Origin of the sequence: Pseudomonas sp. IPO3747 (assembly GCF_013385245.1) — a bacterium.
Classification (GTDB): Bacteria; Pseudomonadota; Gammaproteobacteria; order Pseudomonadales; family Pseudomonadaceae; genus Aquipseudomonas; species Aquipseudomonas edaphica.
Window position 1 is genome coordinate 173,056 of the sequence record NZ_JACAQL010000010.1, and the last position, 25,700, is coordinate 198,755.

25 protein-coding genes are annotated in these 25,700 nt (G+C 61.4%); 9 read left to right on the plus strand and 16 right to left on the minus strand.

The window, feature by feature from the left end; all coding sequences use genetic code 11:
* Nucleotides 1-11 precede the first annotated feature (11 nt).
* Nucleotides 12-851 carry an HlyC/CorC family transporter gene (locus HX790_RS16665; protein WP_010206772.1) on the plus strand — a complete coding sequence of 280 codons (840 nt, stop codon included), beginning with the start codon at nt 12-14 and terminating at the stop codon, nt 849-851.
* A 186-nt stretch (nt 852-1,037) separates the two neighbouring features.
* Entirely contained in the window at nt 1,038-2,561 is a 1,524-nt protein-coding gene (gene lnt / locus HX790_RS16670) for an apolipoprotein N-acyltransferase (protein ID WP_026013602.1), read from the plus strand.
* 93 nt (nt 2,562-2,654) lie between these two features.
* Here the strand turns inward: lnt and HX790_RS16675 are convergent, their stop codons facing one another.
* Together HX790_RS16675 and HX790_RS16680 are read right to left on the minus strand one after the other, a co-directional pair.
* Complete coding sequence (locus tag HX790_RS16675) at nt 2,655-3,416, minus strand: YdcF family protein (protein WP_099547592.1); 762 nt, start codon at nt 3,414-3,416, stop codon at nt 2,655-2,657.
* Between the two features lie 105 nt (nt 3,417-3,521).
* Nucleotides 3,522-3,833, minus strand: a complete 312-nt coding sequence (locus HX790_RS16680) for a hypothetical protein (RefSeq protein WP_017136061.1) — start codon at nt 3,831-3,833, stop codon at nt 3,522-3,524.
* Nucleotides 3,834-4,095: 262 nt separating this feature from the next.
* On the opposite strand from HX790_RS16680, the gene leuS reads away from it, so the two are divergent.
* The 5 genes from leuS (at nt 4,096) to HX790_RS16705 (ending at nt 10,254) form a co-directional block, all read left to right on the plus strand.
* Nucleotides 4,096-6,702 (plus strand): leucine--tRNA ligase, encoded by a 2,607-nt coding sequence (leuS, locus tag HX790_RS16685; RefSeq protein WP_017136060.1) that lies wholly within the window; start codon nt 4,096-4,098, stop codon nt 6,700-6,702.
* A gap of 88 nt (nt 6,703-6,790) precedes the next feature.
* Nucleotides 6,791-7,396 carry an LPS assembly lipoprotein LptE gene (gene lptE / locus HX790_RS16690; RefSeq protein WP_017136059.1) on the plus strand — a complete coding sequence of 202 codons (606 nt, stop codon included), beginning with the start codon at nt 6,791-6,793 and terminating at the stop codon, nt 7,394-7,396.
* Between the two features lie 39 nt (nt 7,397-7,435).
* Nucleotides 7,436-8,473: a DNA polymerase III subunit delta gene (holA, locus tag HX790_RS16695; RefSeq protein ID WP_017136058.1), complete on the plus strand. Its 1,038-nt coding sequence runs from the start codon at nt 7,436-7,438 to the stop codon at nt 8,471-8,473.
* Between the two features lie 229 nt (nt 8,474-8,702).
* Nucleotides 8,703-8,867 (plus strand): alternative ribosome rescue factor ArfA, encoded by a 165-nt coding sequence (arfA, locus tag HX790_RS16700; RefSeq protein WP_003176285.1) that lies wholly within the window; start codon nt 8,703-8,705, stop codon nt 8,865-8,867.
* 61 nt (nt 8,868-8,928) lie between these two features.
* Nucleotides 8,929-10,254, plus strand: a complete 1,326-nt coding sequence (locus tag HX790_RS16705; protein WP_017136057.1) for a lytic murein transglycosylase — start codon at nt 8,929-8,931, stop codon at nt 10,252-10,254.
* A gap of 124 nt (nt 10,255-10,378) precedes the next feature.
* Here the strand turns inward: HX790_RS16705 and HX790_RS16710 are convergent, their stop codons facing one another.
* The 13 genes from HX790_RS16710 to HX790_RS16770 form a co-directional block, all read right to left on the minus strand.
* A complete protein-coding gene (locus HX790_RS16710; RefSeq protein WP_017136056.1) occupies nt 10,379-11,311 on the minus strand; it encodes an LD-carboxypeptidase in 933 nt (310 codons plus the stop codon).
* A 119-nt stretch (nt 11,312-11,430) separates the two neighbouring features.
* Nucleotides 11,431-12,432 carry a lipoyl synthase gene (gene lipA / locus HX790_RS16715; protein WP_057444888.1) on the minus strand — a complete coding sequence of 334 codons (1,002 nt, stop codon included), beginning with the start codon at nt 12,430-12,432 and terminating at the stop codon, nt 11,431-11,433.
* Between the two features lie 26 nt (nt 12,433-12,458).
* Complete coding sequence (gene lipB, locus HX790_RS16720) at nt 12,459-13,106, minus strand: lipoyl(octanoyl) transferase LipB (protein ID WP_017136055.1); 648 nt, start codon at nt 13,104-13,106, stop codon at nt 12,459-12,461.
* Entirely contained in the window at nt 13,106-13,387 is a 282-nt protein-coding gene (locus HX790_RS16725) for a DUF493 domain-containing protein (RefSeq protein ID WP_017136054.1), read from the minus strand. The genes lipB and HX790_RS16725 overlap by 1 nt, the downstream gene beginning before the upstream one ends.
* Nucleotides 13,388-13,472: 85 nt before the next feature.
* Nucleotides 13,473-14,630, minus strand: a complete 1,158-nt coding sequence (locus tag HX790_RS16730; protein WP_017136053.1) for a D-alanyl-D-alanine carboxypeptidase family protein — start codon at nt 14,628-14,630, stop codon at nt 13,473-13,475.
* 173 nt (nt 14,631-14,803) lie between these two features.
* The gene (locus tag HX790_RS16735; protein ID WP_099547588.1) at nt 14,804-15,805 is read right to left on the minus strand and encodes a septal ring lytic transglycosylase RlpA family protein; all 1,002 of its coding nucleotides are present in this window, start codon (nt 15,803-15,805) and stop codon (nt 14,804-14,806) included.
* On the minus strand, nt 15,805-16,815 hold the full coding sequence (gene mltB / locus HX790_RS16740; protein WP_017136051.1) for a lytic murein transglycosylase B: 1,011 nt from the start codon (nt 16,813-16,815) through the stop codon (nt 15,805-15,807). The genes HX790_RS16735 and mltB overlap by 1 nt, the downstream gene beginning before the upstream one ends.
* A gap of 17 nt (nt 16,816-16,832) precedes the next feature.
* A complete protein-coding gene (gene rodA, locus HX790_RS16745; RefSeq protein WP_050547734.1) occupies nt 16,833-17,936 on the minus strand; it encodes a rod shape-determining protein RodA in 1,104 nt (367 codons plus the stop codon).
* A 31-nt stretch (nt 17,937-17,967) separates the two neighbouring features.
* Nucleotides 17,968-19,866: a penicillin-binding protein 2 gene (mrdA, locus tag HX790_RS16750; protein WP_017136049.1), complete on the minus strand. Its 1,899-nt coding sequence runs from the start codon at nt 19,864-19,866 to the stop codon at nt 17,968-17,970.
* Between the two features lie 15 nt (nt 19,867-19,881).
* Nucleotides 19,882-20,349: a 23S rRNA (pseudouridine(1915)-N(3))-methyltransferase RlmH gene (rlmH, locus tag HX790_RS16755; protein ID WP_003176297.1), complete on the minus strand. Its 468-nt coding sequence runs from the start codon at nt 20,347-20,349 to the stop codon at nt 19,882-19,884.
* Between the two features lie 9 nt (nt 20,350-20,358).
* The gene (gene rsfS, locus HX790_RS16760) at nt 20,359-20,853 is read right to left on the minus strand and encodes a ribosome silencing factor (protein ID WP_003215432.1); all 495 of its coding nucleotides are present in this window, start codon (nt 20,851-20,853) and stop codon (nt 20,359-20,361) included.
* 69 nt (nt 20,854-20,922) lie between these two features.
* A complete protein-coding gene (gene nadD / locus HX790_RS16765) occupies nt 20,923-21,567 on the minus strand; it encodes a nicotinate-nucleotide adenylyltransferase (RefSeq protein WP_017136048.1) in 645 nt (214 codons plus the stop codon).
* Complete coding sequence (locus HX790_RS16770) at nt 21,567-22,832, minus strand: glutamate-5-semialdehyde dehydrogenase (RefSeq protein ID WP_017136047.1); 1,266 nt, start codon at nt 22,830-22,832, stop codon at nt 21,567-21,569. The genes nadD and HX790_RS16770 overlap by 1 nt, the downstream gene beginning before the upstream one ends.
* A 174-nt stretch (nt 22,833-23,006) precedes the next feature.
* Here HX790_RS16770 and HX790_RS16775 point away from each other — a divergent pair, with 174 nt between their 5' ends.
* A complete protein-coding gene (locus HX790_RS16775) occupies nt 23,007-23,690 on the plus strand; it encodes a DNA-3-methyladenine glycosylase (protein WP_099547586.1) in 684 nt (227 codons plus the stop codon).
* A gap of 94 nt (nt 23,691-23,784) precedes the next feature.
* Complete coding sequence (locus HX790_RS16780; protein WP_017136045.1) at nt 23,785-25,101, plus strand: bifunctional DedA family/phosphatase PAP2 family protein; 1,317 nt, start codon at nt 23,785-23,787, stop codon at nt 25,099-25,101.
* On the opposite strand, the gene HX790_RS16785 is transcribed toward HX790_RS16780, so the two are convergent.
* On the minus strand, nt 25,095-25,688 hold the full coding sequence (locus HX790_RS16785) for an LON peptidase substrate-binding domain-containing protein (protein WP_017136044.1): 594 nt from the start codon (nt 25,686-25,688) through the stop codon (nt 25,095-25,097). The genes HX790_RS16780 and HX790_RS16785 overlap by 7 nt on opposite strands.
* Between the last annotated feature and the right edge of the window lie 12 nt (nt 25,689-25,700).

The window sequence follows — 25,700 nt, forward strand, 5'->3', positions numbered from 1 at the left end:
GAGTAATCGCTATGAGCGAAGACCGATCGAGCAACGGGCAGAAGTCATGGCTGGGTAAACTGACCCAGGCTTTTGCCCACGAGCCGAAAAACCGCCAGGAGCTGCTGGAGCTGCTGCGCGAGGCCCATCAGAACAAGTTGCTGGACAGCGAAGCGCTGGCCATCGTCGAAGGCGCCATCCAGGTGGCTGACCTGCAGGTTCGGGACATCATGGTCCCGCGTTCGCAGATGATCAGCATCAAGGCGACCCAGACCCCACGGGAATTCCTCCCGGCCGTGATCGACTCGGCGCACTCGCGCTACCCGGTGATCGGTGAAAGCCATGACGACGTCATGGGCGTCCTGCTGGCCAAGGACCTGCTGCCGCTGATCCTCAAGGAGAACGGCGACAGCTTCAACATCAAGGACCTGCTGCGCCCGGCCACCTTCGTGCCTGAATCCAAGCGCCTGAATGTGCTTCTGCGCGAGTTCCGCGCCAACCACAATCACATGGCCATTGTGATCGACGAATACGGCGGCGTGGCTGGTCTTGTGACCATCGAAGACGTGCTTGAGCAAATCGTCGGCGACATCGAAGACGAGCACGACGTCGAAGAAGACAGCTACATCAAGCCGCTGCCCAGCGGTGATTTCCTGATCAAGGCGCTCACGCCGATCGAGAACTTCAACGAGTTCTTCGACAGCGAATTCTCGGATGATGAGTTCGACACCGTGGGTGGTTTGGTGATGAGTGCGTTTGGGCACCTGCCAAAACGTAACGAAACCACTGAGATTGGCGCTTATCGCTTTCGCATTCTGAATGCGGATAGCCGTCGTATCCACTTGATCCGCCTGACTCCGATTGCCCGCTAAGGAAGGGGTGGGGCATCAGCTATTTCCTGTGTCGCGTTGCCCCTGAGAGCGGGCCAGGCAAGGCGCAGGCCGCAGGGAATGGCGTTCCCTTTTCAAGGCCTGCAACGCAGCATGGCCCGCTCTCAGGGGCAACCCGAAGGGCCGGGCCTGCTGCGGCACAGGAAATAGCTGATGAACCACCCCTACATGCGCCGTCTGATTGCACCCGGCTGGCCCGGTAACCTGCTGGCCGTGGTGGCCGGCGCCATCACTACTCTGGCGCTGGCGCCCTTCGATCTGTGGCCATTTGCGCTACTGGCCGTCGGGCTGTTCTATGTGGGCCTGCGCGAGCTGACGCCACGTCAGGCCCTGGGCCGTGGCTGGTGTTTCGGTTTTGGCCTGTTTGGCGCCGGCACCAGTTGGATCTACTACAGCATCCACCACTTCGGCGGCGCTTCGGTGTTGCTGGCTGGCTTTTTGATGCTGTTGTTTACCGCCGCGATTGCCTGGTTCTTCGCCCTGCCCGCTTGGCTGTGGGCACGCTGGCTGCGTCGCAATGAGGCGCCGCTGGCCGATGCGCTGACCTTTGCGGCGCTGTGGGTTGGCCAGGAAGCGTTTCGTGGTTGGTTCCTGACCGGTTTCCCTTGGTTGTACTCCGGTTACAGCCAACTCGATGGCCCGCTCACCGGCCTTGCGCCACTGGGCGGCATGTGGCTGATCTCCTTTGCCCTGGCGCTGACGGCGGCCGTGCTGTGCAACCTGCCGCGCCTGCTGGCAAGCAAGCGCAACGGCTTCATCGGCGCAGGCTTGGTGTTGTTGGTTGCACCCTGGGCCATCGGCCTGGCGCTCAAGCATCATGCCTGGACCTCGCCCTCGGGCGCCCCACTGACGGTGGCGGCGATCCAGGGTAATGTCGAACAGAGCATGAAATGGGACCCCGCGCAGATCGACGCGCAGTTGGCGCTGTACCGCGACATGAGTTTCAGCTCCAAGCCGGTAGACCTGCTGGTATGGCCGGAAACCGCGGTGCCGGTGCTCAAAGAGTCAGTCGAAGGCTACCTGGGCATGATGGGCAAGTTTGCCGCCGACCGGCACTCCGCGCTGATCACCGGTGTACCGATTCGCCAGGAAGTGCACCACCAGAAGCGCTACTTCAACGGCATCACGGTGGTGGGTGAAGGTGATGGCACTTACCTCAAGCAAAAACTGGTGCCTTTTGGTGAATACGTGCCGTTGCAAGACATGCTGCGCGGGCTGATCGCCTTCTTCGATTTGCCAATGTCGGACTTCGCCCGCGGCCCGTCCGATCAGGCGATGCTGCAGGCCAAGGGCTATCAGATTGCGCCGTTCATTTGCTATGAAGTGGTGTACCCGGAATTCGCCGCAGGCCTGTCGGCCCAGAGCGATTTGCTGCTGACCATCAGCAACGACACCTGGTTCGGCCGCTCCATCGGCCCGCTGCAACACCTGCAAATGGCGCAGATGCGTGCATTGGAGGCTGGCCGTTGGATGATCCGCGCCACTAACAATGGGGTGACTGGTTTGATCAACCCATTTGGGCAGATTACCGCGCAGATCCCGCAGTTCGAGCGTGGGATTCTCTACGGCGAAGTGGTGCCGATGCATAACCTGACGCCGTACCTGCAATGGCGCTCGTGGCCGTTGATCATTGTGTGCCTGGGCTTGTTCGGCTGGGCGCTGCTGGCGGGCCGGATGTCTAAAACCGTCTAACGAACGGCATAAAACCAATGTGGGAGCTGGCTTGTGTGGGAGCGGGCTTGCTCGCTCCCACATGAACCGCTTTCCACATTTGAAATTGCGGCGTTATCGGTAAAACACCCGATACCCCACCTGCCCCACCGCCTCATTGATCAACTGCCCGCTGCGCCACACTGACACAAACTCGGGCATCCAGCCGCCCAGCGGTCGCGCATTGTCTACGCCCAAAAAGCCCACCGGCCCTGGCACTACCGTAAAACCGGCCTTCTCGAAGCTCCACACGGCACGCGGCATATGCCAGGCCTGGGTCACCACCACCACGCGCTTGATGCCTTGCGGCAACAGGATTTCGGCGCTCATCTGCGCGTTTTCCCAGGTGGTGCGGCTGCGCTCTTCTTTCCAACGCACGGTGACGCCAAAGTCATCCTGCATCGACACCGCCATCAGCTCAGCCTCACTGGGAGGCGTGCCGTAGTGCAAGCCGCCGCTGGTCAGCACCGGCAAGCCGGAGGCCTTGGCCAGACGCGCAGCATAACGCTGGCGCTCAAGCCCAGTACCGGTGGGTTGATCGGAGCCCCACGCGGGGTCACCGCGCTCACGCCCCGACCCCAGCACCACAATCGCGTCAGCGCGCTGGGCCAGCGTCGCCCATTCTTCACGGGCCAACGGCGGCTCGGTCTCCAGGGCATGCGCGCCCCATTGCACCATCACCGGCAGGCTGATCAACCACAGCCCCCCGAACCCCACGGCAAAGCAGCATCCGGCCAGGCGCGGGCGACTTTTACGCAACCACCAGGCAAGCGCCAGCAGCAGCAAAAAGAGGCCGGGCGGCAAGAGCAATTGTTTAATGAAATAACGAAAAGGCATCGGGCATCTCCAAAGATGCCCGAAGCCTAGATGCAACGGGGTTCAGCGACAATCTTTACCAACCTGTTTCGAGAACGACTCAAAGGATAACGCGGTGCTCCACGTTTACCGTGCGACCCGACGCTTATCGGGACCGCGACCAGCAGACACATCTTTCAGCCAGATCACCTTGGCCGAACGCAAAGGCTCTTGGGCGGGCGGGGCAGCCCGTTCCTGAGAGGCACGGTGGTGATTCAATTCCAGGTAGCACTTGATCAATTCAAGTTCAGCCTGGCTCAAGCCTCGCAACTCCAGCTCCAGAGGCCGCTCATCACGCAATCGGCCTGCGGTTCTTGCGGCATCCAATGCCCGACCCAAACGGTCGATCAGTCCTTCATACAATTGCGGTTTCATTAAAGTTCGCTGCGATTCAACCATCCCCTCACCTCATTGAAGATAAGACTCACTCCCCAATAAACAGCGTAGTCCCCATGGCTGCGCCTGCCTCGCGCCGCGACAGACGGCCCTCGCCGCGCAATCAGGGTTTCCCTCGATAGAGTGGGGTCATGTATGCTACGGCGCTTCCTGTAACTCCACTTCCCGCAGGGTTTGGGCACGGACGCGCCGCTTTTTGGTGTCGATCAACCTGAATGTTGTACCGAAGAGGATTAGGCCACCCCTATTCAGTTCAAAAGTAGCCATGCACGAACAATATCAGCCCCGTGAAATAGAAAATGCCGCCCAAACCTTCTGGGACGAGCAAAAGTCCTTTGAAGTCAGTGAACAGCCAGGCAAGGAGACTTACTACTGCCTATCGATGTTCCCTTACCCCAGCGGCAAGCTACACATGGGGCACGTGCGTAACTACACCATCGGCGACGTAATTTCCCGCTACCAGCGCATGCTCGGCAAAAACGTCCTGCAACCTATGGGTTGGGACGCCTTCGGCATGCCGGCGGAAAACGCCGCGATGAAAAACAACGTGGCGCCCGCCAAGTGGACCTACGAAAACATCGCCTACATGAAAACCCAGCTGCGCAGCCTGGGCCTGGCGGTGGACTGGTCCCGCGAAGTGACCACCTGCAAGCCCGATTACTACCGCTGGGAACAGTGGCTGTTCACGCGCCTGTTCGAAAAAGGCGTGATCTACCGTAAAAACGGCACCGTGAACTGGGACCCGATCGACCAGACCGTACTGGCCAACGAGCAGGTCATCGACGGTCGCGGTTGGCGTTCCGGCGCGGTGATCGAAAAGCGTCAGATCCCGATGTACTACTTCAAGATCACGGCCTACGCCGATGAACTCTTGTCGAGCCTCGATGACATGCCGGGCTGGCCTGAGCAGGTCAAGACCATGCAGCGCAACTGGATCGGCAAATCCAAGGGCATGGAAGTGCAGTTCCCGTACAACGTCGACTCGATCGGCGAAACGGGCGCACTCAAAGTCTTCACCACCCGCCCCGATACCCTGATGGGCGCGACTTACGTCGCCGTGGCCGCCGAGCACCCGCTGGCCACCCAGGCTGCACAGAACAACCCAGAGCTTTCGGCGTTCATCGCTGAATGCAAAGGCGGCAGCGTGGCCGAAGCCGACGTTGCCACCCAAGAGAAAAAAGGCCTGCCAACCGGCCTGTTCGTCGAGCACCCACTGACGGGCGAAAAACTGCCGGTGTGGGTCGCCAACTACGTGCTGATGCACTACGGCGATGGCGCAGTAATGGCTGTGCCGGCCCACGACGAGCGCGATTTCGAGTTCGCCACCAAGTACAGCCTGCCGATCAAGTCGGTCGTGCGTACCAGCTCGGGTGATACCAACCCGGCCCCGTGGCAAGACGCCTACGGCGAACACGGTACGCTGATCAACTCCGGTGAGTTCGATGGCCTGGACTTCCAGGGTGCCTTCGACGCCATCGAAGTTGCCTTGATCAAAAAGAACCTCGGTGCCTCGCGCACCCAGTTCCGCCTGCGCGACTGGGGTATCAGCCGCCAGCGCTACTGGGGCTGCCCGATCCCGATCATCCACTGCGAAACCTGCGGTGACGTGCCGGTGCCGGAAGACCAGTTGCCGGTGGTACTGCCCGAAGACGTGGTGCCGGATGGCGCCGGTTCGCCATTGGCGCGCATGCCTGAGTTCTACGAGTGCACGTGCCCTAAATGCGGCGCACCTGCCAAGCGTGAAACCGACACCATGGACACCTTCGTCGAGTCCTCGTGGTACTACGCTCGCTACGCCTCGCCACACTATGAAGGCGGCCTGGTAGAAAAATCCGCAGCCGACCACTGGTTGCCGGTGGATCAATACATCGGCGGCATCGAACACGCGATTCTTCACCTGCTCTACGCGCGCTTCTTCCACAAGCTGATGCGCGACGAAGGCCTGGTGAGCTCCGATGAGCCGTTCAAGAACCTGCTGACCCAAGGCATGGTGATCGCCGAGACTTACTATCGCCGCGAAGCCAATGGCGCCTACACCTGGTTCAACCCGGCGGACGTCGAACTTGAGCGTGACAGCAAAGCCAAGGTCATCAGCGCCACGCTGAAATCCGACGGCCTGCCGGTGGAAATCGGTGGCACCGAGAAGATGGCCAAGTCCAAGAACAACGGCGTCGACCCACAGTCGATGATCGATCAGTTCGGCGCCGATACCTGCCGCCTGTTCATGATGTTCGCCTCGCCGCCCGACATGAGCGCCGAATGGTCCGACTCCGGCGTTGAAGGCTCGCACCGCTTCCTCAAGCGCGTCTGGCGCCTGGCGCACGCCCATGTCAGCCAGGGTTTACCGGGCAAACTGGACGTGGCGTCGTTGAGCGATGAGCAAAAAGCCATTCGCCGCAGCACCCACCTGGCCATCCGCCAGGCCAGCCAGGACGTGGGCCAGAACCACAAGTTCAACACCGCCATCGCTCAGGTGATGACACTGATGAACGTGCTGGAAAAAGCCCCGCAAGCCACCGAACAGGACCGCGCGCTGGTACAGGAAGGCCTGGAAGCTGTGGTGTTGCTGCTGGCGCCAATCACGCCGCACATCAGCCATGAACTGTGGAGCCGCCTGGGCCACAGCGACGCGGTCATCGATGCGCGCTGGCCGGTGCAGGATGACAGCGCGCTGGTACAGGACACATTGCAACTGGTTATCCAGGTTAACGGTAAACTGCGCGGCCAGATCGACATGCCTGCCAGCGCCAGCCGTGAAGACGTGGAAGCCGCAGCGCGCATCAACGAAAATGTGCTGCGCTTTACCGAAGGCCTGACGATCCGCAAAGTGATCGTAGTGCCGGGCAAACTGGTCAACATCGTCGCCAGCTAATCGGATCGGGCGCAGGGCTTGAGCCCTGCGCCGAACTAAACCTTTAAGGCCTCGATAAGGCCCACATGGTTTCAAGGGGAGCAACAAAATGATCAAACGCAATTTGCTGGTGATGGGCCTCGCTGTGCTGCTGAGCGCTTGCGGCTTCCAGCTGCGTGGCACCGCCACCAATGAACTGAGCATCAAGGAACTGGACGTCAGCGCACGCAACGCCTACGGCGAGACCGTGACCCAGCTGCGCCAGGCCCTGGAAAGCAGCGGTGTACGCGTCGGTTCCGGCGCGACTTACAAACTGAATCTGGTGGACGAGAAAGAAACCCAGCGTAACCTCAGCTACGCCAGTGCCGGCCGTGCGTCGGACATTGAGCTGAACACCCTGGTCGTCTATGAACTGCAAGGCCGCGACCACCTGCCATTGATGGGTGACAAGGTTGAAGTGCAGAAAGTCGTGAGCCACGACGGTAACAACCTGGTGGGCTCGGACTCGGAGATCATCCAGGTTCGCAAGGAAATGCGTCGTGAGGTGATCCAGCGTCTGATGATTCGTCTGCAACAGCTGACGCCAGAGAAACTGGCCGCCTTGCAACTGACCGCCGACAACAAGGCCAAGGCTGACGCCGATGCCCTGAAAGCTGCGCAAGAATACGAAGACAACACGCCGAAACAATCGCCTGCCGAAGTCCCTGTCGAGTAAGCCAGACGGGGCGCCCCTGGCGCCCCGTTCGCCCCGCCTATGAAACTTGCCCCCGCCCAACTCGCCAAGCACCTGCAAGGTGGCCTTGCGCCTGTCTATATCGTCAGCGGTGATGACCCGCTGCTGTGCCAGGAAGCGGCCGACGCGATTCGCACCGCCGCACGCCAGCAAGGCTTCGATGAACGCCAGGTGTTCAGCGCCGACGCCAGTTTCGACTGGGGCACGCTGCTGCAAGCCGGTGCGAGCATGTCGTTGTTCGCCGAGAAACGCCTGCTGGAACTGCGCCTGCCTTCAGGCAAGCCGGGTGACAAGGGCGCGGCGGCGTTGATGGAATACTGCTCACGCCCCGCTGAGGACACGGTACTGCTCATCAGCTTGCCCAAGCTTGATGGCAGTGCGCAGAAAACCAAGTGGGGCAAGGCGCTGGTAGAAGGTCCGCAAACCCAGTTCATCCAGATCTGGCCAGTGGACAGCAACCAGTTGCCGCAATGGATACGTCAGCGCCTGTCGCAATCAGGGCTGTCGGCAACGCAAGATGCCGTCGAGCTCATCGCCGCCAGGGTCGAGGGCAACCTGCTTGCCGCCGCCCAGGAAATCGAAAAGCTCAAGCTGATGGCCGAAGACGGGCAGATCACCGTCGAAACCGTCCAGGGCGCGGTGGCTGATAGCGCGCGCTTTGATGTGTTCGGGTTGGTGGACGCGATTCTCAATGGCGAACCCGCCCACGCCCTGCGCATGCTCGAAGGCTTGCGCGGTGAAGGTGTGGAACCGCCGGTGATTCTGTGGGCGCTGGCTCGAGAGTTGCGAGTGCTGGCCAATATTGCCCTGCAATACAGCCAAGGCACGCCGCTGGACAAATGCTTCAGCCAGGCCAGGCCGCCGGTGTGGGACAAACGCAAACCCCTGATGAGCAAAGCCCTGCAACGCCACTCGGCGCAACGCTGGGCGCAGCTGTTGTTGGAAGCGCAACGCATCGACGCGCAGATCAAAGGCCAGGCGGCAGGTTCGCCGTGGATGAGCCTGAGCCGTTTGTCACTGTTGATGTCTGGCCAACGCCTGACACTCCCCGCCGAATAACCCCACTGCCCCTTGTGGGGGCTGGCTTGCCTGCGATAGCGGTGTGTCAGCCACTACATTTTTGCTGATGGACCGCTATCGCAGGCAAGCCAGCTCCCACATTGACCGTGCCCACTTGAATAGGTGAAACCACCTACACATCGCCGGGCTTTACAGCCGCGCCACTTCGGCAGATGATTTGCACCGCTTCACCCCACCTCAAGCCCCCCACCTCGAGAGAGTACCGACCATGAGCAAAAAGCCATCCAAGCATGGCCCCAACAAGGCCAAATCCATCATCGCCCAGCCACTGTTCCGCAGCCGTCAGGAACGCGCCGGCAAGGGCAAAGGCAGCTACCGCCGCGAAGCCTTCCAGTCTAATAGCTGGGAGGCTTCTTACTTTCTGGCTGCCTGAAGGCAAGCGCCCCTCCGGCATGATAAGGTCTGTACTTGATTTGTAATCCCTGGACCTGTGCATGCCCTCTAGCCTTTCCCGTCGTTGGCACCTTCGCCAATTGATTGCTGCCTCCAGCCTCATTCTGCTTGTCGCCTGCGCCGAGAAACCCACCGCCGCGGACGCGCAACCCCTGCCAAAGCTCCAGACCGTGCCTGCCGTCGCGCCTGCCGTGGTCCCCCCTTTGGCCGTGGACAATCTTGATATCCAGCCGACCCAGACCTTTGCCGAATGGCAGGCTGGCTTTCGTGCGCAAGCCCTGAGCGCGGGGATAACACCCGCCGTCTTCGATAACGCCTTTGCTGGCGTGACGCCCGACATGGCGGTGATTCGCGCCGATCGCAGCCAACCGGAATTTTCCCGCCCGGTGTGGGAATACCTCGACGGTGCCCTGTCGCCGGTACGCGTGCGTAATGGCCAAGCGTTGCTGATCAAATACGCCGATATCCTGCAGCGCATCGAAGAGCGTTATGGCGTTGATCGCCAGGCGCTGGTTTCGGTGTGGGGCATGGAAAGCAACTTTGGCCAGTTCCAGGGCAATAACTCGGTGATCCGATCGCTCGCGACCCTGGCCTATGAAGGCCGCCGCCCGGCGTTCGCCCAGGCGCAACTGCTGGCGGCGCTGCAGATCATCCAGCATGGCGATATCTCTGCCGACCAGATGAAAGGTTCGTGGGCCGGGGCCATGGGCCAGACCCAGTTCATCCCGACCACCTACAACACCCATGCCGTGGATTTCGATGGCGACGGTCGCCGCGATATCTGGAACAGCCCGGGCGACGCCCTGGCCTCCACTGCGCACTACCTGCAAAGCTCCGGCTGGCAACGCGGCCAGCCGTGGGGCTTTGAGGTGAAACAACTGCCGACGAACTTCGATTACGCCCTGGCCGACGGCGGCATACGCAAGACCGTTGGCGAGTGGATGAGACTCGGTATCCAGCTGCCACCTGGCGCGAGCATGCCACCGAACGTCGAGCACCTGTCAGCTGCCCTGCTGCTGCCGGCCGGCTACCGTGGCCCAGCGTTCCTGGTGCTGGATAACTTCCGCGCGATCCTCAAGTACAACAACTCGTCGTCCTACGCGCTGGCCGTAGGCCTGTTGTCGGAGCGGTTTGCTGGCGGCGGAGTGATTCGTGGCGATTGGCCCAAGGATGAGCTGCCGCTGAGTCGCTCCCAGCGTATCGACTTGCAGACGGTGCTGAGTGCCAAGGGCTATGACGCGGGCAACCCGGACGGGATTATCGGCGCCAACACGCGCAAGGCGATCCGGGCGGCGCAGCAGTCGTTGGGTTGGCCGGCGGATGGGTTTCCGACAGTGAAGCTGCTGGAGTCGTTGCAGAGCCGCTGAGACCACGATCGTTCCCACGCTCCGCGTGGGAATGCCGCCTTGGACGCTCTGCGTCTGCTCTTGAGGGGGTGACGCGGAGCGTCACGGGATGCATTCCCACGCAGAGCGTGGGAACGATCGACGCTCAGGGCTTGAACACCACATCCTGCTCCAACACCAACTGCTGCTCCCCCGCATCCAACCGCACCAAGGCGCCCATCGGCAGCGTCAGGTTTGGATCGCAGTGCCCGCTGCGCCAGCCGGACAATACAGGAATGCACAGCGGCTCGAAGGTCTGCTTGAGCAGCCGCTCCAACGCCGCCTTATCCACCCCCGATACATCCCCGACCAACACGCCGGCCACCTGAGCCAGTTTGCCCGCCAGGCGCAAGTGCGTCAGCAGCCGGTCAATTCGGTAGAGTGGCTCGTTGACGTCTTCGATAAACAGAATGATGCCTTCGGAGTCGATCTCAAACGCCGTGCCCATTACCGCGGCAATCATCGACAGGTTGCCGCCGAGCAAACGCCCGCAGGCGACACCCGGCTCAATCGTGGTCAGTGGGTAAGCAACCGGGTGTGCCAGCACGCTGCACTCGCTCAGTTGCCCACGCAACATGCTGAACAACGACGACTCGGTGGGCTGCTGCTTGCCACCGAGCAGATCGGCATTGAGCATCGGCCCGTGAAAGGTCACAAAACCCGCGTAGCGGTTGATGGCCAGGTGCAACGCGGTGATGTCGCTGTACCCCACAAATGGCTTGGGGTTGGCTCTAATCAGGTCAAAATCGAGCCGATCCAATAATCGCGGGGTGCCATAGCCGCCACGCAGGCAGAAGATGGCATCGATTTCGGGATCGGCAAACGCCGCATGCAAATCGCGCAGACGCACCTCGTCGCTGCCGGCCAGGTAGCCGTCGCGCTCATACACACCGGGGAATATGCGCAGCTCATGGCCACGGGCGCGCATCCACTGGCCGGCTTTTTCAACATCCAGTGCGGCAGGGCCGGCGGGGGCAATCAGGCCAATTACGCCTTCGGTGCGCAGGGCGGGCACGGCAGCCGCGAGTTGAGTCGTCATCCATGGTTCTCCGTGGTTGGATACCCAGGCACTCTAGCCAGTGATGGTTGCAAACAGAAGGGAGAAAAGGAGGGAAACTCTGTAGGAGCAGTTCGGCTGCTCCTACAGAGGGGAAACGCTTACGAAACCAGGCTCGCCTTGACCAGCTTGGCTTGCTCATCGGCGTGGTACGAGGAACGTACCAGCGGGCCCGAAGCCACGTTCTTGAAGCCCATCTTGTAACCTTCCTCGGCGAACCAGGCGAAGGTGTCCGGGTGCACAAAACGCTGCACCGGCAAGTGGCTGCGCGACGGCTGCAGGTACTGGCCCAGGGTCAGCATGTCGATGTCGTGTTCGCGCATGCGCTTCATGACTTCGATGACTTCTTCGTCGGTTTCGCCCAGGCCCAGCATCAGCCCGGATTTGGTCGGGATGTGCGGCATCATCTGCTTGAATTTTTGCAGCAGGGTCAGCGACCACTGGTAGTCCGAACCTGGGCGCGCAGCTTTGTACAGACGTGGCACGGTTTCCAGGTTGTGGTTGAACACATCCGGTGGCTCGGCCGCGGTGATTTCCAGCGCGACGTCCATGCGGCCACGGTAGTCCGGCACCAGGGTTTCGAGCATCACGTTCGGCGACAGCTTGCGGATCTCGCGGATGCAGTCGGCAAAGTGCTGGGCACCGCCGTCACGCAGGTCGTCGCGGTCTACGGAAGTGATGACCACGTATTTGAGTTTCAGGTCGGCAATGGCGATGGCCAGGCTTTCCGGCTCGTTGACGTCCAATGGCTTCGGCCGGCCGTGGCCAACGTCGCAGAACGGGCAACGACGGGTGCAGATGTCACCCATGATCATGAAGGTGGCGGTGCCGCCGGAGAAGCATTCGCCCAGGTTCGGGCAGGAAGCTTCTTCGCACACGCTGTGCAGTTTGTGCTTGCGCAGCAGGGCCTTGATACGGTCGACTTCCGGCGAAACCGGGATGCGCACGCGGATCCAGTCAGGCTTCTTCGGCAGTTCGGTGGTCGGGATGATTTTCACCGGGATGCGTGCAACCTTCTCGGCGCCGCGCAGCTTGACGCCGGCTTCGACCTTGGCACGCGGGGCCGGGGCCGGACGCTCGGTGATGTCCAGCGTCGGGATCATGGTTTGCACTGCATCAGTAGTCATAATCAGTCGATTCCGCCCGTAAGGGTCGTCTGCTCAGCATAGTCGAGGTGTTTGACGAGCTGCGCACGCAGCCGGGCACTTACCTCGGCAAATTTAATCGGTGTGGCGTGGTCGCTCAGTTGAGTCATCGCCAGCCCGGCGTAACCGCACGGGTTGATGCGCCGAAACGGCGCCAGGTCCATGTCCACATTCAGGGCCAGGCCATGAAAGGAACAACCATGGCGAATGCGCAAACCGAGGGAGGCGATTTTCGCGCCGTCCACGTATACACCGGGTGCATCGGGCTTGGCCGCGGCAGTCACGCCGTAACTGGCCAACAGCTCGATCAGGCAAGCCTCCATGCGGCTTACCAGGTCACGCACGCCAAAACCCAGCTTGCGTACGTCCAGCAGCAAATAGGCCACCAGCTGACCAGGGCCATGGTAAGTCACTTGGCCACCTCGGTCGACCTGCACCACCGGAATATCACCCGGCAGCAGCAGATGCTCAGCCTTGCCGGCCTGGCCCTGGGTAAAGACCGGCGGGTGTTCTACCAGCCAGATTTCATCCGGGGCCGAGGTGCCGCGCTCGTTGGTGAAGCGCTGCATGGCATGCCAGACCGGCTCATAGGCCATCTGGCCGAGCTCGCGAAAGCCCAAAACCTGTGACATCACAACACCATGTGCACGAAGCCGGTGGCCCGCAGTTCACTGTTGATGTCGTAGAGCTGGTCTTGACCGGTTGCCACGATGTGCAACTGGATCGTGGTGTACTTACCGTTGGAACTCAAACGCTCGTCCACCCGGTTGTCGTTGATCGTCGCGTGTTTACGCACGATCTCGAGAATCTTGTCTTTGTTGCCCACACCGGTATCGCTGATCACCTTGACGGGATAGTCCACGTTGGGGAATTCGATCTTTGGCGCCTTTACTTCTACTTCTTTATCGGTCATGGCAGAACAGCCTCGTAAGCGCTAAGCCGTGGCGACGGGCAAAGCCCCGCGCTGGATCAACGCGGGGCTTTGCAGGTGCGCACAATCAGTTGAACAAGCCGTAGAAGAATAGACGGATGCTATCCCACACGCGGCGGAAGATACCACCTTCGTCAACGGCGTCCAGTGCGATCAGGTCGGCGCTATGCACCACCTTGTCATCGAGCTTCACTTCGACTTTACCGATCACGTCGCCCTTGGCGATTGGAGCGACCAATTGCGGGTTCATGGTCATGCTGGCCGCGAGCTTTTTCAGCTGGCCTTTAGGCATGGTCAGGGTCAGGTCATCGGCCAGGCCGGCCTTGACTTGGTGGGTCGCGCCTTTCCATACCGGGGCTTGGGCCAGCTCGGCACCCTTCTGGTAGAAGGTCTGGGTTTCGAAGAAGCGGAAGCCGTAAGTCAGCAGTTTTTGCGTCTCGGCCGCACGGGCCTGCTCGCTGTTGGTGCCGAATACCACGGCGATCAGGCGCTGGCCATCACGTACGGCGGACGACACCATGCAGTAGCCGGCTTCGTCGGTGTGGCCGGTTTTCAGACCGTCGACGGTCTTGTCACGCCACAGCAGCAGGTTACGGTTAGGCTGCTTGATGTTGTTCCAGAAGAATTCCTTCTGGGAGTAGATCGCGTAGTGCACCGGGTCGACACGGATGATCGCGCGAGCCAGCACGGCCATGTCGTGAGCCGACGAGTAGTGCTCCGGGTTCGGCAGGCCGGTCGGGTTCATGAAGTGGCTGTTGGTCATGCCCAGGTCGCCGGCGGTCTTGTTCATCAAATCGGCGAACGCGTCTTCGCTGCCGGCGATGTGCTCGGACAGGGCCACGCTGGCGTCGTTACCGGACTGGATGATGATGCCGTGCAGCAGGTCGCTGACGGTAACCTGCGAACCGACCTTGATGAACATCCGCGAACCGCCGGTGCGCCATGCGTTTTCGCTGACGGTAACCGGGTCATTCTCGCCGATCTGGCCGCGACGGATTTCCAGGGTCGCGATGTAGGCTGTCATCAGCTTGGTCAGGCTGGCCGGGGGCAGGCGCTGGTCACCGTTGTTCTCGACCAGCACGTTGCCGCTGGCGGCATCCATGAGGACCCAGGCCTTGGCGGCCAATTGCGGGGAAGCTGGCACCATTTCAACCGCCCAGGCGGCCGGGGTAATGATCAGCGAAAGTAGCAGGCACGTGCGTTTGGCTAAGGTGGTGATGTTCATCCGTCTCTCGAAATTGCTTATGGAAACTTGCCCTCGCGGGCAAAACTATTCAGACAGCCCGCTGCCAGACTGTCGCGTGTTCGGTTGCCCGCTCACCCCTTGCCCCTGGGTTTTTATTGTTCAACGAGCCAACAACCTCGGTTCAGGCGAACCTGAACCATCAATCCTTTTACTTATTCAGCCGTGACGACGCTGGGTTGCCCCAGGTTGGCCAGGCGCACACTGTTCTGCACGTGCGCCACTTCACTTGGCGAACCAATCGGGCCCATGCGCACACGGTGCAGGGTTTGCTGGTTACGCACGATGGAGCTGATAAACACTGGCGCGCTGACCATGCCGCTGAGCTTGGACCTTAACAGTTCTGCCGCATCCGGGTTGGCGAAAGCGCCGACCTGCAGGTACTGGCCGCCGACTGTAGATGCGCCTGGCGCTGCATGGGGCACCACGACCGTATCGGGTGCGTGCTGCGCCGGTGGCGGTGTCCACTGCTCGATCTTGCCCGCCGAGGCGGTCACTTGCGGTTGCGGGGTTTGCGGCTCGTTGAGCATCAATGGCGCCGGTTTGCCACGCTGAGCCCAATACTGCGCCGGGTCGATACCTTCGACTTTCACACGCGCGGTGCCAGTTTCGGCATAACCGAGTTTCTTCGCGGCGGCGTAGGACAAGTCGATGATCCGGTCCGAATAGAACGGCCCACGGTCGTTGACCCGCAGGATCACCGTGCGGTGGTTGTCCAGGTTGGTCACGCGTACATAGCTGGGCAGCGGCAAAGTCTTGTGGGCCGCGCTCATGCCGTACAGGTCATACACTTCGCCGTTGGCGGTGTTCTGGCCATGGAATTTGGTGCCGTACCAGGACGCCGTGCCCGTTTGCGAGTAGGTCCTGGATTCCTGCAGCGGGAAGTAATTCTTGCCCAGCACGGTATACGGGTTGGCTTTATAAGGCCCGGTGTGCAGGGTCGGCGTGGCATCCGGGATCTTCGATACGTCGACATCCCACCACGGCGCGCCGTCTTTGTGCGCGCGATTGATGTCCAGGCCCGGCTGGGCGCGAACGACAGCGCCGCCCTTCGGCGCCGGAGCACGGCTGGTGGTGGAGGAGCAACTGACAACCAGCAAGGACAACGCGGCGAACGCCACCAGCTTGAGCGGTTTTTGGAACGGCGATACCCGCATTACTTGTTGCCCCGTGCTTGGACCAGCATGTCTGACAGCTGATGCACGGCCATGGCGTACATCACACTGCGGTTATAACGCGTGATTGCGTAAAAATTCTTCAGGCCCATCCAGTATTCCGGGCCGTTTGCGCCTTCGAGACGGAACGCCGTCACCGGCATATCATCGCGTGGCGCATTCTGACTCGACCAGCCCAGCGCTCGCAACTCCCCGACGGTCTTGACCGGCTCAATACCTTGGGTCAAACCTTCGTCGGCGCGCTCGCCGGTGACATCGGCGCGGATCACCACCGGTTCGCCAGCCACCCAGCCATGGCGCTTGAAGTAGCTGGCCACGCTGCCGATGGCATCGTCCGGGTTGCTCCAGATATTGATGTGGCCGTCGCCGTCGAAATCCACCGCATACGCCCGGAAACTGCTCGGCATGAACTGCGGCAGGCCCATCGCACCAGCGTAGGAGCCCTTGAGGGTCAACGGGTCGACCTGCTCTTCACGGGCCAGCAGCAGGAACTCACGCAGCTCCTTGCGGAAAAACTCGGCACGTGGCGGGTAATCGAAGCCCAGGGTCGACAAGGCGTCGATCACCCGGTAACTGCCGGTGTTGCGCCCGTAGAAGGTTTCGATGCCGATGATGGCGACGATCACCTGGGCCGGCACGCCGTATTCCTGCTCGGCGCGGGCCAGCACCGCTTCGTGCTGGCGCCAGAAGTCCACGCCCCGCGCCACACGGGCGTCGGTGAGGAACATCGGGCGGTAGTCTTTCCACTGTTTGACGCGCTCGGCGGGACGCGAGATCGCGTCGAGGATCGCCTGCTTGCGCTGGGCTTCACGGAACACGCCCATCAGTTGTTCACCGGCAAAACCGTAGTCGCGGGTCATTTCACCGACAAATTCGGCGACCTGGGGTGAACCATCGTAGTCACCGGCCTGCACCTCTTGCGTCGCGCCCAGCAGCCCAATCAGGCCCATCCAGGACGCGTGCCGAGTCGCCCAGCCGCGCATTACTTGCATTGACATCTTCACCTTATTCAAACCTGCGCGATCCACTTGCGATGCGTGTGAATCGACATCAAAACCCCAAACGCTGACATCAATGTCACCAGCGAAGTTCCGCCGTAGCTAATGAACGGCAACGGCACCCCAACCACCGGCAACAGGCCACTGACCATACCGATGTTGACGAAAACGTAAACAAAAAAAGTCATGGTCAGGCTGCCGGCGAGCAATTTGCCAAACAGCGTCTGCGCCTGGGCGGTAATCACCAGGCCGCGACCAATCAGCAGCAAATAGATCAGCAACAGCGCGCAAATGCCCACCAGGCCGAACTCTTCGCCCATTACCGCAATAATGAAGTCGGTGTGGCTTTCGGGCAAAAAGTCCAGATGTGACTGGGTGCCCAGCAACCAACCTTTGCCAAATACGCCGCCGGAACCAATTGCCGCCTTGGACTGGATAATGTTCCAGCCAGTGCCCAGCGGGTCACTTTCCGGATCCAGGAAGGTCAGGATCCGCTGCTTCTGGTAGTCATGCATAAAGAAGAACCACATGGCCACCGCCACCGGGATCGCCGCCGCCAGCACGCTGAGGATCCAGCGCCAGCGCAGGCCGCCCATGAACAACACGAACGCCCCGCCCGCCAGGATCAGCAGCGAGGTGCCGAGGTCGGGCTGGCGCACAATCAAAATGAACGGCACGCCGATCAATATCAGGCTGATGCCCACGTGCTTGAGCTGCGGCGGCAAGGTGCGCTTGGACAAATACCAGGCGATGGTCGCCGGCATCAGGATCTTCATGAATTCCGACGGTTGGAAGCGAATCACCCCCGGAATGTTGATCCAGCGGGTCGCGCCCATGGCGTTGTGGCCCATTACGTCCACCACCACCAGCAGCAAAACACCGGCGACATACCCCAGCGGCACCCAGCGCGCCATGAAACGTGGCTCCAGCTGGGCGATAACCACCATCGACAACAGACCCAGGCCGAACGACGACGCCTGTTTGATCAGTAAGTCCCAGTTCTTGCCGCTGGCCGAATACAGCACGAACAGGCTGCCGGCCGCCAAGGTCAACAGCAGGATCAGCAACGGGCCATCAATGTGCAGGCGCTGCAGCAACGTCGCACGCCGACGCATCACATCCTCACTGGAGAGGATGCGGTCAAAATTACTCTTCACGGGCCGTAACCTCGGTGCTTGAAGGGGGGCCACCATATTCGGATTTGAGTCTGCCGTCGTCGGCCAACAGCCAAGCGTCCATGATCTGACGCACCACAGGCGCCGCGACGCCAGAGCCGGACTCGCCGTTCTCGACCATCACCGCCACCACGATTTTCGGGTCGTCGGCCGGCGCAAAGCCGACAAACAAGGCGTGGTCGCGGTGACGCTCCTGAACCTTGGAGCGGTCGTATTTCTCACCCTGCTTGATCGCAACCACCTGGGCCGTACCGCTTTTGCCGGCAATGCGGTATTGCGCGCCCGCCGCGGCCTTGCGCGCCGTGCCACGGGCACCGTGCATCACTTGCTGCATGCCGTGGTTGACCTTGGCCCAGTCGGACGGGTCGCGCAGCACGATGTCCGGAATCGGGTTTTCATCCACAGGCTTCTGGCCTTCGATGGTCTTGGCCAAGTGCGGGCGGTTCCACACGCCTTTGTTGGCCACCAGCGCGGTGGCCTGGGCCAGTTGCAGCGGTGTGGCCTGCATGTAGCCCTGACCGATGCCGAGGATCAGGGTTTCGCCCGGGAACCATGCCTGACGACGGGTCGCGCGTTTCCACTCCCGCGACGGCATCAAGCCAGGGGATTCTTCGAACATATCCAGGGAGACTTTCTGACCGAGGCCGAACTTGCCCATATAGGCAGACAGCCGATCAATCCCCAGCTTGTGGGCCAGGTCATAAAAATAGGTGTCGTTGGAGCGCATGATTGCGGTGTCCAGGTCGACATAGCCGTCACCGGTGCGGTTCCAGTTACGGTATTTGTGATCGTAGTTGGGCAGCATGTAGTAGCCAGGGTCGTACACGCGGCTCGATGCCGTGACCACACCCGAATCCAGACCGGCAATCGCCACCGCCGGCTTGATGGTCGAACCCGGCGGGTACAGCCCGCGCAGCACACGGTTGAACAACGGCCGGTCGATGGAATCACGCAACTCGGCATAGGCCTTGAAGCTGATACCGGTCACAAACAGGTTCGGGTCGAAACTCGGCTGGCTGACCATCGCCAGCACTTCGCCGGTGGCCGGGTTGAGCGCGACGACGGCGCCACGACGACCGCCCAGGGCCATCTCCGCCGCTTCCTGCAATTTGATGTCCAGGCTCAGCACAATGTCTTTGCCAGGGATCGGGTCGGTGCGCTTGAGCACACGCAGCACGCGGCCACGGGCGTTGGTCTCAACTTCTTCGTAACCCACCTGGCCGTGCAGCTCCGGCTCGTAGAAGCGCTCGATGCCGGTTTTGCCAATATGGTGGGTGCCGCTGTAATTCACCGGATCGAGGCTTTTCAGCTCTTTCTCGTTGATGCGCCCCATGTAGCCGACGGAGTGCGCAAAGTGTGCCCCTTGCGGGTAATGCCGCACCAACTGCGCCACCACTTCCACACCTGGCAAACGGAACTGGTTCACCGCAATGCGCGCGATCTGCTCTTCGTTGAGCTCGAACAGGATCGGCACCGGCTCGAACGGCCGACGCCCCTGCTTCATGCGTTTTTCGAAGATCACGCGGTCTTCCGGCGTCAGTTGCAGTACCTCGACGATTACGTCGAGGACCTGCTGCCAGTCGCCGGAACGCTCGCGGGTCATGCTCAGGCTGAAGCTGGGCCGGTTGTCCGCCACCACCACGCCATTGCGGTCGAAAATCAGCCCGCGGGTCGGCGGGATCGGCTGCACATGCACCCGGTTGTTTTCCGACAACGTGGAGTGATAGTCGTACTGGATCACCTGCAGGTAATACAGGCGCGCAATCAGCACCGCAATCAAGCCCACCACCAAAAAAGCGCCAAACACCACGCGCGAACGTACCAGACGTGCGTCTTTCTCGTGGTCCTTGATGCGGATCGGCTGGGTCATCGGCAATGGCGCAGATTATTTGTGGTAAGGGTGCCCGGACAGAACTGTCCAGGCGCGATACAGCTGTTCACCGATCAGAATCCTTACCAACGGGTGCGGCAACGTGAGTGCCGACAGCGACCAGCGCTGGTCCGCCCGCGCGCAGACTTCCGGCGCCAGCCCTTCCGGGCCGCCGACCATGAAGTTGACGGTACGCGAGTCCAGGCGCCAGCGATCCAGCTCCACCGCCAACTGCTCGGTGCTCCAGGGCTTGCCGTGCACCTCGAGGGTGACGATGCGCTCGTTGGGGCCGACCTTGGCCAGCATGGCTTCGCCTTCCTGACGGATAAAGCGCGCCACATCGGCATTCTTGCCCCGGGTGTTGAGCGGTATTTCCACCAGCTCCAGCGACAGCTCAGCGGGCAGACGCTTGGCATACTCGTGCCAGCCTTCTTCCACCCACTTGGGCATGCGTGAACCGACAGCGATCAGACGCAGGCGCACAGCCGTTCCTTATTCCTGGTCTTTGTTGAGCTTGTCGAAGTGCGCATGGCCCACTTCCGGGCTGTGGTGCTTGCCATCAGCCGCACGGCTCTGCTCGGCGCCTTTCCACAGACGCTCCAGGTCGTAGAACTGGCGGGCGTTGCTGGTCATCATGTGAACGATCACGTCGTCCATGTCCAGCAGTACCCAGTCGCTGTCGCCCTTGCCTTCTTCACCCAGTGGCTTGACGCCTTGGGCTTTGACGGCTTCGCGAACCTTGTCGAGCATCGCGCCGATCTGGCGGTTGGAAGTACCGGTAGCAATGATCATGAAGTCGGTGATGCTTTGCTTGTCGCGCACGTCCAGCACCTGAATGTCCTGGGCTTTAACGTCTTCCAGGGCAGCCACGGCGACTTTTACCAGCTCTTCGCCAGCCAGCTCAGGGCCGGTGTGCGCTTCTACTGGCAGCGGGGCGCTTTTGAAAGTGCCTTTGCGCTTAACTTTGCTTACGTCTTTGTTCGTCATATAAAACTCGTTTTGCTCGTATGTTCGGGCGCCCGCTGCACGAATGTTCGTGCGATCAAGCGCGCCTTTTCAGTTCGACGCACGGTAAAGCCCGTGCGCATCGATGTAGGCCAGGACCGCGTCAGGCACCAGGAAACGTACCGACTTCCCGCTGGCCAGCAGTTGACGGATCTGGGTGGCGGACACCGCAAGCGGGGTCTGCCAGACGAATGCAATATTCCCGTTCGGCCCGGTCAGGGCCAAGGGGTCACTTACCGACCGCGCGGCCAGCAGGTTGCGCAAGGCATCCGGCGGTTCGCTGTCGGCATCCGGGCGTTGCAAAACCAGGATGTGGCAATGCTGGAGGAGTTCCTCCCAGCGATGCCAAGAGGGCAGGCCGCAAAATGCGTCCCAGCCCAAAAGCAGAAACAACTGGTCATCTGCGGCCAACTCGGCGCGCATCAGTTCCAGGGTGTCGACAGTGTAGGACGGTTTATCGCGTTTGAGTTCGCGGTCGTCCACCACCAGCGGCGGTATACCTTCTACAGCCAGGCGCACCATCTCCAGGCGTTGCTGCGCAGACACCTGCGGCATATCGCGATGGGGTGGCCGCGCGTTAGGCATCACGCGTAACTCATCCAGCGCGAGGGCATCCGCGACTTCCAGGGCACTGCGCAAATGGCCGATGTGCACGGGGTCGAAGGTGCCGCCGAGCAGCCCGATGCGTTTACCCATCAAGTGCGCACATGACCGTCGCCGAACACCACGTACTTCTCGCTGGTCAGACCTTCCAGGCCAACCGGGCCGCGTGCGTGGAGCTTGTCGGTGGAAATGCCGATCTCCGCCCCCAGGCCATACTCGAAGCCGTCGGCAAAACGCGTCGAGGCGTTGATCATCACCGAGGCGGAATCCACTTCGGTGAGGAAACGCCGGGCATCGCTGAAATGCTCGGAAACAATAGCGTCGGTGTGCTTGGAGCCGTATTTATTGATGTGTTCGATGGCCTGGTCCAGGTCATCAAGGATGCGGATCGACAGGATCGGCGCCGTGTACTCGGTGTACCAGTCGTCTTCAGTCGCTTCGATCACGTCCGCGCCCAGCAGTGCACGGGTGCGTTCGCAGCCACGCAGTTCCACGCCCTTGTCACGGTAGATGGCAGCCAGCGGCGGCAGCACGCGCTCGGCAATGCCAGTGTGTACCAGCAGGGTTTCCATGGTATTGCATGGCGCGTAGCGGTGGGTCTTGGCGTTGTCGGCGATGCGGATCGCCTTGTCGAGGTCGGCCGCGATGTCGATGTACACATGGCACACGCCGTCCAGGTGCTTGATTACCGGCACCTTGGCATCACGGCTGACGCGTTCGATCAGGCTCTTGCCACCACGCGGCACGATCACGTCGACGAATTCCGGCATGGTGATCAACGCGCCTACGGCGGCGCGGTCGGTGGTTTCCACCACCTGCACCACTTCGGCCGGCAGCTCGGCCACGGCCAGGCCTTGCTGGATGCACACAGCAATGGCGCGGTTGGAATGAATGGCCTCGGAACCGCCACGCAGGATGGTGGCGTTGCCCGACTTGAGGCACAGGCTCGCGGCGTCGATGGTCACGTTCGGGCGCGACTCATAGATGATGCCGATCACGCCCAGCGGCACGCGCATCTTGCCGACCTGAATGCCGGAGGGCAGGTAGCGCATATCGCGGATTTCACCGATGGGGTCAGGCAGCTTGGCCACCTGACGCAGGCCTTCGATCATGTCGTCGATACGTGCCGGGGTCAGCGCCAGACGGTCCAGCAGGGCCGGCTCCAGGCCATTGGCGCGGCCGTTGGCCAGGTCCAGTTCGTTGGCGGCGGCCAGCTCGGAGCGCGAAGCATCCAGAGCATCGGCGGCAGCCAGCAAGGCACGGTTCTTCTGCGCAGTGCTCGCACGGGCGATCAACCGCGAGGCCTGCCGGGCAGCGCGACCCAGGCGGGTCATGTAGTCAAGAACGGACTCAGTCATGGTCAGGGAGTCTTGGCAAAGAGGAAAGCGGCAGATTATAGCTGTGACGCCGCCCGACTGACAGCGGTGAGGGGCGGATGGTCGAAATGAACTGTAAAAACTTGGGGTTCAGCGGTAATTAAGGTGGGAGTTGTTATTATTCGGTCACATTTAGCCGTATTAACCTTTGCCGCCATGTCCAGTTTTGCCCCCCAGCTCCCCGCCAGCGCCCTGCCCGACAGCTTCTTCGACCGTGACGCGCAAATACTTGCGCGCGAATTGCTCGGCAAAGTCATCCGCCACCGCGTCGGTGAAACCTGGCTTTCGGCGCGAATTATCGAAACCGAAGCCTATTACGTGGCCGAAAAAGGCAGCCATGCCTCACTCGGTTACACAGAAAAGCGTAAGGCTTTGTTTCTGGATGGTGGGCACATCTACATGTACTACGCCCGTGGCGGCGATTCACTGAACTTCAGCGCTCACGGCCCCGGCAATGCGGTGCTGATCAAATCGGCTTATCCGTGGGTCGATGAGCTGTCCGGCCCGGCGAGCCTGGCACAGATGCTGCTCAACAACCCGGACGCCAATGGCCACCCACGCCCCTCGCAAAAACTCTGCGCCGGCCAAACGCTGCTGTGCAAAGCCCTGGGCCTGAAAGTGCCGATGTGGGACGCCAAGCGCTTCGATCAGGAACTGCTGTTTGTTGAAGACGTGGGCCAGACCCCGACGCAAATCATCCAGACCACCCGCCTGGGCATCCCCAGCGGGCGCGATGAACACCTGATGTACCGCTTCGTGGATGCGGGTTATGCACCGTATTGCACCCGGAACCCGCTGCGCCGGGGCCAGGTCGAAGGCCGTGATTATTTTTTGATTTGAACAGACAGAAGCAGCCCAGCAGATCGAATGTGGGAGCTGGCTTGCCTGCTCCCACAGTTGATCGCCACTGCCGACATAAATGGAGTGAAGTTTTATGGGCCAATGGCTCGATAGCATTACTGGCTGGCTCACACTGAACCCCGAATGGCTGGCGGTGGCGGTATTTATCGTCGCGTGCGTTGAATGCCTGGCCATCGCCGGTCTGATCGTGCCAGGCACCGTCTTGCTGTTTGCCATTGCGGCCCTGGCCGGCAGCGGTGCGCTGTCGTTGAGTGAAACCTTGCTGCTGGGCTTTCTCGGCGGCTTGCTGGGCGACGGCGTTTCCTACTACCTGGGCCGACACTTCCATCAGAACATCCGCCGCCTGCCCGGTTTACGCCACCATCCGGAATGGATGAACGGCGCCGAAACCTACTTCCACAAGTACGGCATCGCCAGCCTGCTGGTCGGGCGTTTCATCGGCCCGCTGCGCCCCATGCTGCCGATGGTGGCGGGCATGTGCGACATGCCGTTCCCGCGTTTTGCCGCCGTAAGCATTGTGGCCGCCGCCGGCTGGTCGGTGGCCTACCTGCTGCCAGGCTGGGCCACTGGCGCCGCCTTCCGCCTGCCGCTGCCGGAAGGTTTCTGGCTGGAAGCCGGGATTGTCGCCGGGTGTATCGCGGTGTTGCTGGGGCTGAGCTTGAACAGCAGCCTGCGCGGCCATCGTCGTGCCACCTTGTGGGTCGGTTGCGCCAGCCTGACTTTGTTGATCGCCCTGTTTATCGGCTATCCCCACCTCAATCACTTCGATCAGGGCCTCAGTGCTTTGGTCCAGGAGCATCGCAGCCCGTGGCTGGACGAGGTGATGGTGCGGATTACCCAACTGGGTGAATTCAGGAAGATGTTTATCGCCAGCGCGATTTTCACTGGCCTGCTACTGGTGGCGCGGCAATGGCGGCATGCCGTGTTCGTCGGTGCTACGTTGGCGGGGGCGGCGGTGATCAACACGGGCACCAAGCTGTTTTTCGCCCGTGGCCGCCCGGAAATCCTCACAGAACCACTGACCAGTTTCAGCATGCCCAGCGGCCACGCCTCCGGCGCCTTTGCGTTCTTTCTCGCACTGGCGGTGCTGGCCGGGCGCGGGCAACCCACGCGCCTGCGCCTGACCTGGATGTTGCTGGGCTGTATTCCCGCCGCTTTTATTGCGCTGTCACGGGTTTACCTGGGCGCGCATTGGCCCACGGACATACTGGCCGGCACGCTGCTGGCGATGACGGTGTGCGCCTTCAGCCTGGCCGTCATCCAGTATCGAAGCCCGCTGCCGGCCATGCCGCAGAAAACCTGGTGGCTGCTGCTCCCGGTGCTGGTGGCGGTGCTGAGCTTTATCGCCCTCACCGGCACACCCCACGCCCTGTTGCGCTACGCCTACTGAGTGAACAGTTCGCCCTGCAACTCGTCGAGCAGCATCTGGATCGCATCCAGGCGCTGCTGCGGGTCATCGAGTTGCAGCAGGTCGATCTTGTCGGCCTCGGTGAACGGCAGCAGATACGCCAGCTGATTGCCCAAGGCTTGCTGGCCCTCGGCATGCGCGTCCATATCCAGCGAAGCCACCATCGGGTGCTCGGCCAGGGCCTGGAGCAACGCCAGCAGGTCGGCGTCCTCTTCTTCCAAAGGCTGGTCGGGCAGTTCCTCGAGCCATTGCACCTCGGCCACCAGCAACTGATCCTTCTGCACGCCAGCGTCGCGCACGCGGAAGCGGCGGCCACCTTCGACGCGAATCCCCAGCAGGCCGTTGTCCTGCTGCTTGAAATCGCGGATCAGCGCTTCACAACCGATCAGCGCGTAGCCGTCCGGGGCCATGCCGACTTCCTTGCCGTCGAGGATGCACACCACACCAAAGCTTTCGCCCTTTTTCATGCAGCGGCTGATCATGTCCAGGTAGCGCGCCTCGAACAGTTGCAAGTCGAGGGTGCAGCCAGGGAACAGCACGGTATTGAGCGGGAACAGCGCCAGACTCATAAAGGTTTCCTT